General features: G+C 33.0%; 8 protein-coding genes. 7 read left to right on the top strand and 1 reads right to left on the bottom strand.

The annotated features are described in order from the left end of the window. Positions 1 to 14: 14 nt before the first annotated feature. Positions 15 to 401 (bottom strand): RDD family protein, encoded by a 387-nt coding sequence (locus tag AAYQ05_RS21850; RefSeq protein WP_445709712.1) that lies wholly within the window; start codon positions 399 to 401, stop codon positions 15 to 17. A 283-nt stretch (positions 402 to 684) separates the two neighbouring features. On the opposite strand from AAYQ05_RS21850, the gene dnaK reads away from it, so the two are divergent. The 7 genes from dnaK (at position 685) to AAYQ05_RS11515 (ending at position 14,911) form a co-directional block, all read left to right on the top strand. After that, positions 685 to 2,568: a molecular chaperone DnaK gene (gene dnaK, locus AAYQ05_RS11545; protein WP_177210065.1), complete on the top strand. Its 1,884-nt coding sequence runs from the start codon at positions 685 to 687 to the stop codon at positions 2,566 to 2,568. Between the two features lie 196 nt (positions 2,569 to 2,764). After that, positions 2,765 to 3,838 (top strand): magnesium/cobalt transporter CorA, encoded by a 1,074-nt coding sequence (corA, locus tag AAYQ05_RS11540; protein ID WP_343543457.1) that lies wholly within the window; start codon positions 2,765 to 2,767, stop codon positions 3,836 to 3,838. Between the two features lie 67 nt (positions 3,839 to 3,905). Then, a complete protein-coding gene (gene pta / locus AAYQ05_RS11535; protein WP_177210063.1) occupies positions 3,906 to 5,999 on the top strand; it encodes a phosphate acetyltransferase in 2,094 nt (697 codons plus the stop codon). Between the two features lie 158 nt (positions 6,000 to 6,157). Further along, positions 6,158 to 7,342: an acetate/propionate family kinase gene (locus AAYQ05_RS11530; protein ID WP_343543456.1), complete on the top strand. Its 1,185-nt coding sequence runs from the start codon at positions 6,158 to 6,160 to the stop codon at positions 7,340 to 7,342. A 103-nt stretch (positions 7,343 to 7,445) separates the two neighbouring features. After that, entirely contained in the window at positions 7,446 to 10,190 is a 2,745-nt protein-coding gene (locus tag AAYQ05_RS11525) for a helix-turn-helix and ligand-binding sensor domain-containing protein (protein WP_343543455.1), read from the top strand. A 244-nt stretch (positions 10,191 to 10,434) separates the two neighbouring features. Further along, positions 10,435 to 13,443 carry a SusC/RagA family TonB-linked outer membrane protein gene (locus AAYQ05_RS11520; protein WP_343543453.1) on the top strand — a complete coding sequence of 1,003 codons (3,009 nt, stop codon included), beginning with the start codon at positions 10,435 to 10,437 and terminating at the stop codon, positions 13,441 to 13,443. 4 nt (positions 13,444 to 13,447) lie between these two features. Next, entirely contained in the window at positions 13,448 to 14,911 is a 1,464-nt protein-coding gene (locus tag AAYQ05_RS11515) for a RagB/SusD family nutrient uptake outer membrane protein (protein ID WP_281632128.1), read from the top strand. Positions 14,912 to 14,953: the final 42 nt, after the last annotated feature.

The raw sequence follows: 14,953 nt of genomic DNA, 5'->3' as shown, positions 1-14,953 counted from the left end.
GCTAAATTTAGTTTTTAGATTTTTACCACTACAGTTCCGCTAATAATGTCATGGATTGCCCTTTTCTTTGAACTCGAAAAAATAGATATAAAAGAAAGCCATCCTAATAATAATTTGAATGAATATCGAATTATTGCCTGTAAAATATTTATTGATTTTGTTTCGTCTGAATTTTTTCTAATTCTAATGCTTTTAATATTATTTCCAATTGTTCCTCCAAAAGTTGTTGCAATAGGTTCATACATAAATAAAGCTATCAATAAAACAGCTCTTAGCCAATCAGGAACATTTTTAAAATTAGATAAAACATCCGAAAAAATGATCATGCAAGCGATTATTAATACTGAATCAATTAAAATAGATTGTATTCTTTCTAATAAAAAAGGGTATTTTTCTTTCATTGATTTTTTTAACGAATATAATTAATTCTCTTTTATGCAGGAGTGATAAAAATTTTTTATCAACCCGAATGAAAAATATATTTTATCTTATTTAATGTTCTAATAATGACACCTAAAAAGGAATATGCCACATCTGTCAGGTATGTAAAATGTCATGTTGTCAGATGATTTTTTTGGCACTGACGCAAAACTGACAATTTTATTTGGTTTTTTATATTGGCACAAAGATTGACTTATGCCACCTGAGTTATTAAAATAAAATCAAAAATTAAATATATAAAAAATGGGTAAAATAATCGGAATTGACTTAGGTACGACGAACTCTTGTGTTTCTGTAATGGAAGGTAACGAAGCAGTTGTTATCCCTAACGCAGAAGGAAAAAGAACTACACCATCTATCATCGCTTTTGTTGAAGGTGGAGAAATTAAAGTAGGTGATCCTGCAAAAAGACAAGCAGTAACTAACCCTACAAAAACGATTGCTTCTATTAAACGTTTTATGGGACACACTTTTGCTGAAACTACAGAAGAAGCAAAAAGAGTTCCTTACAGTGTTGTAAAAGGTGACAACAATACTCCACGTGTGGATATTGATGGACGTTTATACACTCCACAAGAATTGTCTGCAATGACACTTCAAAAAATGAAAAAAACTGCTGAAGACTATTTAGGTCAGACAGTTACTGAGGCAGTTATCACTGTTCCTGCTTACTTTAACGATGCGCAACGTCAAGCTACAAAAGAAGCTGGTGAAATCGCTGGTCTTAAAGTTATGCGTATCATCAACGAGCCAACTGCTGCTGCACTTGCTTACGGATTAGATAAAAAAGGAACTGATCAAAAAATTGCTGTTTACGATTTAGGTGGAGGTACTTTTGATATCTCTGTTCTTGAATTAGGAGACGGTGTATTTGAAGTATTATCTACAAATGGTGATACTCACTTAGGTGGTGATGATTTTGACCAAGTTATTATTGACTGGTTAGCTGACGAATTCAAAACTGAAGAAGGAATTGATTTACGTTTAGATCCAATGTCATTACAGCGTTTGAAAGAAGCTGCTGAGAAAGCTAAGATTGAATTATCATCTTCTGCTGAAACAGAAATCAACTTACCATACGTAACTGCTACTGCTTCTGGACCAAAACACTTAGTAAAAAAATTAACTAGAGCTAAATTTGAGCAATTATCTGATTCTTTAGTAAAACGTTCTATGGAGCCAGTTGCTAAAGCATTAAAAGATGCAGGTTTATCTACATCTGATATCGACGAAGTAATCCTTGTAGGAGGTTCTACTCGTATGCCAAGAATCGCTGACGAAGTTGAAAAATTCTTCGGTAAAAAAGCGTCTAAAGGTGTTAACCCTGATGAGGTTGTTGCTATTGGAGCTGCTATTCAAGGTGGAGTTTTATCTGGAGATGTAAAAGATGTATTGTTACTTGACGTAACTCCTCTTTCTTTAGGTATCGAAACTATGGGTGGTGTATTGACTAAATTAATTGAGTCTAACACAACTATTCCAACTAAAAAATCTCAAGTATTCTCTACTGCTGCTGATTCTCAACCATCTGTTGAAATCCACGTATTACAAGGAGAAAGAGCGATGGCTGCTGATAACAAAACTATCGGTCGTTTCCACTTAGACGGTATTCCACCAGCACCAAGAGGAGTTCCTCAAATCGAAGTAACTTTCGATATCGATGCTAATGGTATCATCAAAGTTTCTGCAACTGACAAAGGAACAGGAAAATCTCACGATATTCGTATCGAAGCTTCTTCTGGATTAACAGCTGAAGAAATCGAAAAAATGAAAAAAGATGCTGAAGCTAACGCTGATGCTGACAGAATTGCAAAAGAAAGAGCTGAGAAATTGAACGAAGCTGATAGTACTATCTTCCAAACTGAATCTCAATTGAAAGAATTAGGAGATAAATTAACAGACGATCAAAAAACAGCTATTGAATATGCTTTAACTGAATTGAGAATGGCTCACCAATCTCAAGATCTTGATGCAATCCAAAAAGGATTAGACAATGTTAATGCAGCTTGGAAAACAGCTACAGAAGCAATGTACGCTCAAGGAGGTGAAGGACAACAAGCTGCTCCACAACAAGAGCAGTCTTCTGGAGATAACGTTGAAGACGTTGAATTCGAAGAAGTAAAATAATTTACTCCGTAAAGACGTATTGCGTCTTTACAATTGAATATGAAAACCGAGTCAGAAATGGCTCGGTTTTTTTGTTTGTATCAATTAACGTAGATACGCACCACAGTTCGTCCAAATCTAGGTTTTTCACAAACTGATAATTGTCATTTCCTGTTCGGAATCTTTTTCGTAATATTACTATTGTAAATTTTCATGAATGAGAAAGATCAAATACAAGAAAGGACGCAAGCTGCAACACATTACTTTAGAGTATACAGGCTCACATAAAGAGCATGAGACCGAAATGCAGCTTTTTGTATACGATGATGCCGATGTTATTGAATACGATAAGTTTACCGTCTTGGCTCTAAATTCTTGTTTTGATTATACTAAAAACAATTGGCTTAATATTCATGGCTTAAATGACATTGATCTTATTAAAACGATTGGTGCTCATTTTAAACTTGATGATTTTCTTTTGGCCGATATATTAAATACCACCAAAAGAACCAAGCTAGAAGAACAGCAAAACGTTTTATTCTTCAATATAAAATCACTTTTACCTTCTGAGTATTCGGACAATCTTAGTGTAGAACAAATCAGTTTTATTTTGAAAGATGGACTTCTAATCTCTTTTCAAGAAAAACGAAGCGATTTTTTTGCGCATATCAGAGAGCGTCTTCGCACACACGCAGGAATTGTTAGAACTAAAAAAGTAGATTACCTCCTTTATTTATTGCTTGATGCTGTAATGGAAAACTTCTATATTACTATTGAAGATGAAGAAGATAAAATTGAAGAATTAATTAATCAGGCTAAAAAAGGGGCACATCCTGTTATTCTTGAAAAAATTGAAAACCATCGTGATAATTTTAATTTTTTAAAACGTTCCATTGTGCCACTTCGAGATTCACTTTATTATCTAAAAACAATTAAAGATGATGATGAATCAAACGGCTTAATTCAGAAAGAAACATTTAATTTCTTTATCAGGCTACATCAAAAAAGTCTGGAACTTTTAGAACAGGTAGAATCGGATATGAGCGCACTAGAAAGTGCCTCAAACTTTTATTTTTCGGAACAAAGCCGAAAAATGAATGAAATCATGAAAACGTTGACTATCATTTCAGCGATATTTATTCCGCTTACTTTTATTGTGGGAGTGTACGGAATGAACTTTGAAAACATGCCAGAACTTAAAACCCAGAACGGCTATTTTGTGGTCATGGGCATTATGTTTCTGCTGGTAATAGCCCTAATTATCTATTTCAAAAAAAGACGCTGGTTTTAACGTTTGTTACAGTCGTGAAGAATTAGGATTTATGTAATTTTGTTATTTAGAATAAATATAAATAATTATGAGTAAAGCAATATATATTGCCACTAGCGACCATAATAGTGGAAAATCAATTATTACGCTCGGTTTGATGAGCATCTTAATTGGTAAAACAGCCAAAGTAGGGTATTTTAGACCTATAATCGAAGATTTTGTGGATGGTGAAGTAGATAATCATATCGAGACTGTTTTGTCGTATTTTAACCTTGATATTGCGTTTGAAGATGCTTATGCTATTACCAAAAGCAGATTAATTAAGAAAAAGAACAAAGGGAAAATAGGAGAGGTTCTAGATTTAATTATCGAGAAGTATAAAAAACTAGAAGAACGTTTTGATTTTGTTTTGGTTGAAGGAACAAGCTTTACGGGAGAAGGAACTTCTATCGAATTAGATTTGAATGTTTTGATTGCCAAAAATCTCGGAATTCCAACCATAATTGTAGGTTCAGGAGTTGGTAAGACTTTAGAAGAACTTTTAGATAGTCTGTATTTGGTTTACGATTCTTTCAAAGTAAAAGAGGTTGAAGTTTTATCTGTTTTTGCTAATAAAGTACAGCCCGAAAATATTGAATTGGTGACAAAAAGCTTGCAGAAAAGTTTGCCTTCCAATGTTTTGATAAATACAATTCCGCTTATTTCAAGTTTGAATAATCCGACCATGCAGGAAATTGTAAACGAATTGAATGCCAAAGTTTTGTTTGGAGAAAATTATCTGAATAACGAAATCGGACATTACAGTGTTGGAGCAATGCAACTTCATAATTATTTGGTGCATTTGCATAACAATGCTTTAGTAATTACTCCTGGAGACCGTTCTGATATTATTTTAGGAGCTTTACAAGCTAATGAATCGGCAAATTATCCGACGATTTCAGGAATTATCCTGACAGGAAATATTGTTCCAGAGGAAAGTATTTTAAAGCTTATTGAAGGGCTTTCGGCTATTGTTCCGATTATTGCTGTAGATGGAGGAACTTACCATATTACAAATAAAATAGGCTCTATAAAATCGGAGATTTACGCCAACAATACACACAAGATTGAAACCTCAATTAATACTTTTGAAAAATACGTCGAAATTGAAGCTTTATCGCAAAGAGTAATTACTTTTCAGCCGGAAGGTATGACGCCAAAAATGTTTCAGTATAACATGGTTAAAAGAGCCAAACAGCATAGAAAACATATTGTGTTGCCAGAAGGAAATGATGACAGAATTATTACAGCAGCGTCAAGATTGTTGGATATGGATGTAGTGGATATTTCAATCATTGGAGATAAAAAACAAATCGAAAGTAAAGTCGCAGAACTTGGACTTACATTTGATTTTTCTAAAGTAAATATTATCAATCCGATCGAGTCTGAAATGTATGAAGATTATGCTAATACGTACTATGAGCTTAGAAAAGCTAAAAACGTAAGTATTACAATGGCAAGAGATTTAATGGAAGATGTTTCGTATTTCGGAACCATGATGGTCTATAAAGGCCATGCAGACGGAATGGTTTCTGGAGCGGCTCACACCACACAGCATACGATTTTACCAGCATTACAATTCATTAAAACCAAACCTAATTCATCTGTAGTTTCTTCAGTATTTTTTATGTGTTTAGAAGATCGAGTTTCTGTTTTTGGAGATTGCGCTATTAATCCAAACCCAACAGCAGAACAATTGGCAGAAATTGCAATTTCGTCAGCAGAATCAAGTCTGGCATTCGGAATTGAACCAAAAATAGCCATGCTTTCTTATTCTTCTGGATCATCAGGAAAAGGAGATGAGGTAGACAAAGTAAGAACAGCAACGGCAATTGTAAAAGAAAAAAGACCCGACTTAAAAATTGAAGGTCCAATTCAGTACGATGCTGCGGTTGATTTAAGCGTTGGAAAAAGCAAAATGCCAGATTCAGAAGTCGCAGGACAGGCTAGCGTATTGATTTTCCCAGATTTAAATACAGGAAATAATACTTACAAAGCCGTTCAGAGAGAAACAGGAGCTTTGGCAATTGGCCCAATGTTACAAGGTTTAAATAAACCAGTAAATGACCTAAGCCGAGGATGTACTGTTGATGATATTATTAATACAGTCGTAATTACAGCCATTCAGGCTCAAGGAATGTAGTTAATTGTGAATTGTTAATGGTAAAGATTAATTAATTATAATTTGCCTTAAAAATCACTTTTATTGACTATAAATTTGTGAAACAAAAACAGAAAGTTTGAGTCTTTTAAGAAAACTCAGCACCTTAGAAACTTAGCATCTTAGAATCTTTTAAAAAAATGAAAATATTAATTATAAATTCAGGAAGTTCTTCAATTAAATACCAATTAATGGTAATGCCAGAAAACGTAGTAATCTGTTCTGGAATGATTGACAGAATTGGTTTAGAAACTTCAAATATTACTTTTAAAACAGCTGTTGCTTCACGAGAAGAAACACTTCCAATTCCGAATCACAAAATAGGTTTGCAGAAAGTGGCTAATATGCTTTTAGATCCTGAAAAAGGAGTAATTAAATCTACTTCAGAGATTGCTGCTGTTGGTCATCGTGTGGTGCATGGTGGAAGCGACTTTAGCGCTACAGTAAAAATTGATAACAAAGTTAAAGAAAAAATCAAACAGCTTTTTGAATTGGCACCTTTGCACAATCCTGCCAATTTAGAGGGAATTAATGTGGCAGAAGAAATTTTCAGTTCGGCAGAGCAAATTGCTGTTTTTGATACTGCATTTCATCAAACTATGCCAGAAGTAGCATATAAATATGCAATTCCGAATTACCTTTTGACAGAAAATAAAGTTCGTGTTTACGGTTTTCATGGAACAAGTCATAAATATGTTTCTGAAAAGGCAATTAAATACTTAAAAGATAATTCTAAAGTAATTACCATCCACTTAGGAAATGGCTGTAGTATGGCCGCAGTTAAAAACGGAAAGTGTATTGACACTTCAATGGGATTTTCTCCTTCAAATGGCTTAATTATGGGAACTCGCGCTGGAGATATTGACCAGTCTGTTGTTTTTTATATGATTAAAAATTTAGGTTATACTCCAGATGAGGTAAATGCTGTTTTATTGAAACAAAGCGGTATGCTTGGCCTTACTGGTTATAGTGATTTGCGTGACATTGAAGGTGAAGCCGAAAAAGGAAATAAAGAATGTCTCTTGGCATTGCAAATGAATGCTTATAGAATTAGAAAAACAATAGGGGCTTATGTCGCAGCTCTAAACGGATTAGATGCAATTGTTTTTACTGCAGGAATTGGAGAAAACTCATCGTATATGCGTAATTTGATTTGTACAGACATGGATTATTTCGGAATTGAAATTGATACAGAAAAGAATCAAATTCGTTCTAAAGAATTAAGAGAAATCAGCTCAGAGAAGTCTAAAGTAAAAGTTTTGGTAGTTCCGACTGATGAAGAATATGAAATTGCAAATCAGGTATTTCAATTGCTTGAAAATTAGAATGTTTTACATTTCGTAGTTAAAGGCTCCTTTCTTAAGGAGCCTTTTTTATGCTTTCAGTTTAAGTTTTTTGTCAGTATCTTTGAATTTAAAAAATAATATCTTGAAATCGATACTTTTTAAATCCGTTTTCTTCTTTTTCATCGCTTTACAGCTTCAGGCACAAGAATTACTTCCCTTTGTAGAAAATTATAGCAAATCTGATTATCAGGGAGATAATCAAATCTGGAATGTTGTACAAGGCAATGATAATGCCATGTATTTTGCTAATAATCACTATTTGCTTCGTTACGACGGAGTAAAATGGGAAAAATATACACTGCCAAACAAAACAATTATTAGATCAATTCTGATTGAAGGAGATAAAATCTATTCTGGTTCTTATAAAGAATTTGGCTATTGGTATCGAAAAGATGGAACAATGCATTATGTTTCTATTACCAAAAACCTCAGATTATTTGATGAAAAAGACAACGAAGAAATCTGGAAAATTTTCAGATTCAAAGGTTCCCTTTATTTTCAGTCTTTTAATGATGTTTTTATTTATGATGGAAAAACAATTAAGAAAATTAAATTTCCGTTTCTTATTTCCTATTGTTTTGGTGTAGATAACAATTTATATGTTGCTTCTGTTAAAGATGGAATTTATAAAATGAATGGCAAACATATTGCCAATCCAAAAGGATGGGATATTCTAAAAAACACAGTTGTTCATGCTATCGAAAAGGTTCAAAACACGACTTATATTTTTACTCAGAAAAAAGGTGTTTTTATTGTAGAAAAAAATGGACTAAGAAGCTGGGAACATCCAATAAATGAAACTTTAAAAGCGGCAACCGTCAATGTGGCAAAATTTGTTAAAAATGATAAGCTGATTATTGGAACCGGAAATCGCGGAATTTTCATTTTAGATTTAAAAAACAACACCTATAAAAATATCGAACGCGATAATGTTTTAATGAACAATTCGGTTCTCAGTATAGGATTGGATAAAGAAAATGATTTGTGGGTTGGTTTAGATAATGGTATTGCACATGTTGAGGTTAATTCTCCTATTTCTTTCTTTTACGATAATTCAGGACTTTTAGGATCTGTATATGCTGTGGCTACAATTAATAAAGGATATTTAATTGCATCCAATCACGGTATTTTTGAATACAGTGCAGGAAAATTTAATATGATGCCGAATACGCAAGGCCAGGGTTGGAATATCTCTCTAATTGACGGAAAATATATTATAGGTCATAATGACGGCACTTTTTCATACGAAAATGGTACTTTGACGAAAATAAATGGTGTCAGCGGTGGCTGGAACATGTCTAAAAGCAGTATTAATAATACTTATTTTCAATCTACATATAGTGGTATTCTGGTTTACGATGATCCTTCAAATATGTCTCATTATAAGATTATCAAGGATCTGGCAAAACCCATAAAGTATGTTGCTCAAAACAAAAAGAATGAAATTTGGGCGGCCGATAATTATCGCGGTTTATATCGTGTTTTGCTAGATGACAATTATAATACATTAAAAGTTGAAAATGTCACACAGCAAAGCAAAATACAAAACGATTTTGGAATAAAGATTTTTGAATTTAGAAAAGAAATACTTTTTCTAATTAATAACTCTTGGTATACGTACAATTCTATATCTAATAGATTAGAGGAAAATGAACTGTTCAATACAAATTTTAGAAATGTAACAGATGTAGTTTCTATAGATGAAGATCATTTCATGGTTTTGCAAAACGGAATCTTGTATCATATTTATGCACAAGGAAACAAATTTGTCTGGAATATTATTCAAGAGAAATATTATAAAGGAAAATTGATTAATGAGAATCTAAGAATTTTTAAAAAAGACAATTATTACTTGTTTAATCTAGATGACGGATTTATATCTCTTAAACTTGAGTATGAAAATAAACAAAATTCGGGAGTAAAAGTTGAAGCATTTAGTAATGGTGTTTTAGTTCCGAATGATGAAAAAATTAAATTCAATACTGAATTGCAGATTAATGTAATCTCTGGAATTTACGGAGCAAGTAAACCTAATTTATTTTACAAGCTAGATAAGGAAAAAGATTTTGTTCCAATTTCTGACGGATTAATCGTTTTGAATAATTTGGGAAGTGGTTATCATACTGTAGAAATTTTCAAACATGATGGAGCTACTTATGACAAAGTTTCTTTCTATAAATTTAAAGTTGCCGAACCATGGTATTTTTCTTTTTGGATGATTCTGCTATATTTTCTTGTTGTTGGAGCAGTTTTATTTTTCTACTATAAATGGAATAAGCTTCGTTATATGCAAAAACTGAAATTGCAGGCAGAGGAATTAAAACATCAGAGAGAAATTCTTGAAATGGAATTGAAGAAAGAAAACGAACTTAATATCCAAGAATACGAAAAACACATTTTAGAATTAGAATTACAAGCGAAATCTTCAGAAGTAGCTGGTAAGTCATTGTCAATTGCAAAACAAACCGAAATGATAGATAAAATTCAAGGTATTTTGGAAAGTGAAAAAGACTTTAGTAAACTTAAAAATGAAATTAGAAAAGCAATAAAGATTAATGAAGTAAATAAACACGAATGGGAGACATTTGAGACCAATTTGAACCAAATTCATAATGAGTTTATTATTAATCTATCAAAAAAATATCCGCATCTAACTCCAAAGGATATTAAACTATGTGTTTACCTTAAAATGAACCTTTCTTCTAAAGAAATTGCTCCTATGATGAATATCTCTTTTAGAGGTGTAGAATTACACAGATATCGTCTTAGAAAGAAGCTAAACCTTACTCAAGACGAAAACCTATCAAAGTTTTTATTAACTCTGTAAGATTCCATTTTATTTTTTACAGAATTTATATTTTTCCATATCATTTTTTATATAATTACGATACATCATTACTACATCATAATGTTATGTTAAACCAATTTTGTTAACATTTATGGTATTGATAATCATGGTAATAAGATAAAATTTTAACACATTGATGTAGCTATGTTGTAGTGGTAACTGATGTACTACAACGTTGTAATTGCTTAATTTGGCTCTACTAACTTAAACGATTACGTACTGTATGAAAAATTTTATTTTTAGCTTTTTAGCGCTCTTGCTGCTGCCTACCTATATGATGGGGCAAGCTCAAGCAATTAAAGGAAAAGTAGTAGACAGTAATGGAATGGGAATTCCAGGAGCAATTATCGCTTCAGCTGATGCTAGAGCAACTGCAGATGCAGATTTCGACGGAAACTTTACAATTAATGCAAAACCTGGGGATATTTTAAAAATCTCTATGTTAGGTTTTGATTCGGTTTCTGTACCGGCTACAGCCGCACCAATGACAATAACCTTAAAAGAAGCAGGTGATACTGCTTTAAAAGAAGTAGTTGTAATTGGATACGGTACAAGAAAGAAAATTGATAATACTTCGGCGGTTAGCTCAATTAAGTCCGAAGAGATTACCAAAATGAAAGTAATGAATGCCTCTCAGGCTATTCAAGGTAAAGCTGCAGGGGTTCAGGTGTCTACTTCAGATGCGCCAGGAAGTACGCCTTCAGTTGTGATCAGGGGAGCTGGTACTGCATTAGGAGGAAGAAATCCTCTTTATGTTGTAGACGGTATGCCTACTGACAATATTAATAACATTAATACTAATGATATCACATCTTATGAAGTATTAAAAGATGCTTCTTCATTAGCGATTTATGGTACAAGAGGTGCAAATGGTGTAATTATGATTACAACCAAAGCAGGAAAAGGTAAGCTTACTGTTGATGTAGAAAGTTTTGCAGGAATTAGAACTCCACTAAAAACTGTAAAAATGGCAAATGCTGACGAGTATGTTCGTTACAGTAATGCTGCTTATAGCAATGATTTTCCTCAAGGAAGATTTTCTGCAAATCAGCCATATAACACAAATTGGCTAGATGCGATCACAAGAACAGGATCTTATACTCAAAATAACATTGCAATTTCAGGATCTTCAGACAATGTAAAATACTTTTTTAGTGCTGGAAATTATGAAGAAAAAGGAATTTTGAACGGATCTGATTATGGACGTACAACTTTTAGAAATAACAACGAATTTAAACTTTCTGAGAAAGTTAAAATTAGCCAAAATTTCAGTGTAAGTAGCATTAAAAATACGCCAATGCCTTTGAGCGCTTTTACTAATGCTTACAGACAATCTCCTTTAGTTCCTGTTCGTTATGCTGATGGAAAATATGGAGTTCCATTTATTTCTAATGGAGTTGTAGCAGAAACAGGATCATCATTTAATAATGTTGCAAATCCAGTGGCTCAATTAGATTACACAAATGAGCAGCAGCAATCGGTAACTTTACAAGGGGGATTAAAATTAGATTGGGATATTTTTAAATCTTTGAAATTCACATCACAATTTAATGGGGAATATTATACTTACAAACAATATAATTATGTAGACAATTTAGCACTTTGGCTTTCTGCAGACCCTACTCGTATAGCTTCTGGTTATCCTTCAGATTTGAATAAAAACACTTTAACAAGAGGTAGAGACGAATATTTTAACTGGAACTTGTCTAACTATTTAACGTATAACAAAGTTTTTGCTGAAATTCATGATGTTGAAGTTACTGCAGGTATTGAAGCAAATGTACAAGGAACTAGAGAAAAGTTAACGATTGATAGAAAGAATGTAAATGCAAATTCAAATTATTGGTCTTTAAAAGATGTTAACGTTGCAGGTAATGTTACAGGTTATAAAGATGAAGCACTTAATCAAAGAAGATTAGCATCTTATTTCGCTCGTTTTCAATATAAATTAATGGACAGATATTTGGTTACAGGTACTGTAAGACGTGACGGTTCATCTCAGTTTGCTGAAGACAAACGTTGGGGAACTTTTCCATCAGTTGGTTTAGGGTGGATCATTTCTAAAGAAAGCTTCTTAAGCAACGTAGAACCAATTAATTTATTAAAAATTAGAGGTTCTTGGGGTAGATTAGGAAATCAAAATGTGCCTCTTAATACACAATTATTAACTTCTGGACTAGATTATTCTGGTTTAGGTTCTGGTACTACAATTAATTCTCAAGTAGATCCTAATTTATCTTGGGAGATTGTTGAAGAACTTTCAGGAGGTTTTGATTTTGAATTGCTTAACAGCAGATTAAAAGGGTCATTTGATTTGTATGATAAAAACACAAACAATACAATTTTGAATGTTAAGCCTTATTCAACTTCTGGAATTACGCTAGCTACGCCAGCGCATGTTGGAGAAGTGTCAAATAAAGGATACGAGATCTCTTTACGTTGGGATGATAAAATAAACGATAATTTAAGTTATTGGATTGGAGGGAATTTTTCTCATAATAAAAATGAACTTACAAGCCTTAAAAATGTTCAGTTAAATCCAATTATTGGAGGAAGTTTAGGAAACGGTCAAAATACCAAAATTCTAGATAACACTTCTGTAGGTCAGCCATTGGGTAGTTTCTTTATGTATGAATATGCAGGAGTTGACCCAATAAATGGCCAAATGTTATACTACAAAGCAGATGGTTCTAAAGTTGCTCAATCAGGTTTAGATGAACTTAAAGATAAAAAATACGTTGGTTCTCTTTTACCGACTTCTAACTATGGTGTTACTTTAGGAGTAAATTACAAAAACATTGATTTTTCTGTTGACGGTTATGGAACTGGCGGAGCAAAAGTATACAATGGAAAAAAAGCACAAAGATTTGGAGGAGAAAATGTAGAAGCTTCTATGGCTAATGGCTTTTGGACGCCTACAAACACTACATCTTCAATTCCAGCACCTTCTAATTTAGTTCCTTATGCTTCAACATATTATTTAGAATCTGCGGACTTCTTTAGAATCAATAATATTACGTTAGGATACAAACTTCCACTTAAAGAAGATCAGTTTTTAAGCTATTGCCGTCTTTATGTAAACGCAATGAATCCATTTATCACACAAAAATTCTCTGGGTTCTCACCAGATGTTGTGTCTGATGGTAAGTTAGTTGAAGGCACTCAAGGGGTTGAATTAGATGCTTATCCATCATTGAGATCATTTGTTGTTGGTGTTAATTTAAAATTTTAAAATTATGAAAAGAATATATATATCAATGTTTGTACTTTCTGGATTATTATTATCTGGTTGTTCAAATGATTTTTTAGATGTAGAGCCAAGTGAGGCTATTCCTGCTGATCCAGCTTTGGTCAATAGTGATGAAGGAGCTAAAAGTTTTGTAACAGCAATCTACAATCAGTTTTTAGGTTGGGAAATGTCTTCTTTTGGATGGAATGCAGTTTCAAGTATAATCTCAGATGATGCTGATAAAGGATCAGATCCTGGAGATACAGGGGGAGATAAAGATATTGTAGACGCATTGACATATAATGCTTCAACTCCTTCATTTGAATCTACTTGGAATGCAAATTATGCTGGAATTAATAGATGTAATCAAGCATTAGCAATGTTTCCTAAATTAGATCAGGCATCACCAGATTTGAAAGCAAGATTAGTTGGAGAAACAAAATTCATGAGAGCTTTTATGTATTTTACTTTAGTTAAAGGATACGGAGGAGTTCCTATTGTAGATCATTTAGCTACAGTTCCAATTTCTGAGGAAGATAGAAAAATGCAATTGACACGTAAATCAGTAGCAGAAGTTTATGCTTTTATAGAACAAGATTTAAATGATGCTATTGAAGCTTTGCCTTTAAAATCTGCCTACACTGGAGCAGATGTTGTTAGGGCTTCTAAAGGAGCGGCGTATGCTTTATTAGCAAAAGTAAACCTATATCAAAAAAATTGGCAAAAAGTAATTGACAATTGTGATAAAGTAACAGGTTACTCTTTAGTTACCGATTATGCATTACAATTTAAAAAAGAAGGAGAATTTGGTCCAGAATCTATTTTTGAAATTAATGGAGTAGGTTCTACTTCTAGCCCTGGATTTGGAATTGGAAATTATACTGTTTCTCAAGCGCCTCGTGGTGCTGGAGGTTGGGGTTGGGGATTCAATACACCAACTAAAGGTTTAGCAGATGCTTATGAAGCTGGAGACGTTAGAAAAGATGCTACAATTATTTTTAGAGGTTCAGTTTTATATGACGGAAGAATAGTGGCATCAACTGTAGCTAATCCAAGATACAATTATAAGGCATATTCATCATCTTTCTATAATCAAGAATTTACAGACACTAATCTTAGATATTTAAGATATGCTGAAGTAATTTTAATGAAAGCTGAGGCATTAAATGAATTAGGAGAAACATCAGCAGCTATTCCTTTGGTAAATCAGATTCGTAAAAGAGCTGGTTTAGGAGATACTCCTTATACTTCACAGGCAGATATTAGAAAAGCAATTTATAAAGAAAGAAGGTTAGAATTTGCTTTTGAGCACGACAGATGGTTTGATATTGTTAGAACTGGGCAAGCAGAAGCGGCTATGGCTGCAGATGGAAAAACTTTTATTGTTGGAAAACATGAGTTATGGCCTATACCAACTTCATTCTTGAGAGAAGCAAATGGGCTTTCTGAACAAAACCCTGGTGGTTATTAATCAAAATCTTAAAAATCACTTCCTTCAGATTTCCTGAGGGAA

Origin of the sequence: Flavobacterium movens (genome assembly GCF_039581425.1) — a bacterium.
In the GTDB taxonomy this organism is placed as follows: domain Bacteria; phylum Bacteroidota; class Bacteroidia; order Flavobacteriales; family Flavobacteriaceae; genus Flavobacterium; species Flavobacterium luteolum.
The sequence above is the reverse complement of the archived record's forward strand: the minus strand, read 5'-3'. Positions and strand labels throughout refer to the sequence as shown.

What these genes read in the sequence shown, in the direction of transcription:
- AAYQ05_RS21850 (WP_445709712.1), bottom strand. Translation starts at nt 401, where the DNA reads ATGAAAGAAAAATACCCTTTTTTATTAGAAAGAATACAATCTATTTTA.
- dnaK (WP_177210065.1), top strand. Translation starts at nt 685, where the DNA reads ATGGGTAAAATAATCGGAATTGACTTAGGTACGACGAACTCTTGTGTT.
- corA (WP_343543457.1), top strand. Translation starts at nt 2,765, where the DNA reads ATGAGAAAGATCAAATACAAGAAAGGACGCAAGCTGCAACACATTACT.
- pta (WP_177210063.1), top strand. Translation starts at nt 3,906, where the DNA reads ATGAGTAAAGCAATATATATTGCCACTAGCGACCATAATAGTGGAAAA.
- AAYQ05_RS11530 (WP_343543456.1), top strand. Translation starts at nt 6,158, where the DNA reads ATGAAAATATTAATTATAAATTCAGGAAGTTCTTCAATTAAATACCAA.
- AAYQ05_RS11520 (WP_343543453.1), top strand. Translation starts at nt 10,435, where the DNA reads ATGAAAAATTTTATTTTTAGCTTTTTAGCGCTCTTGCTGCTGCCTACC.
- AAYQ05_RS11515 (WP_281632128.1), top strand. Translation starts at nt 13,448, where the DNA reads ATGAAAAGAATATATATATCAATGTTTGTACTTTCTGGATTATTATTA.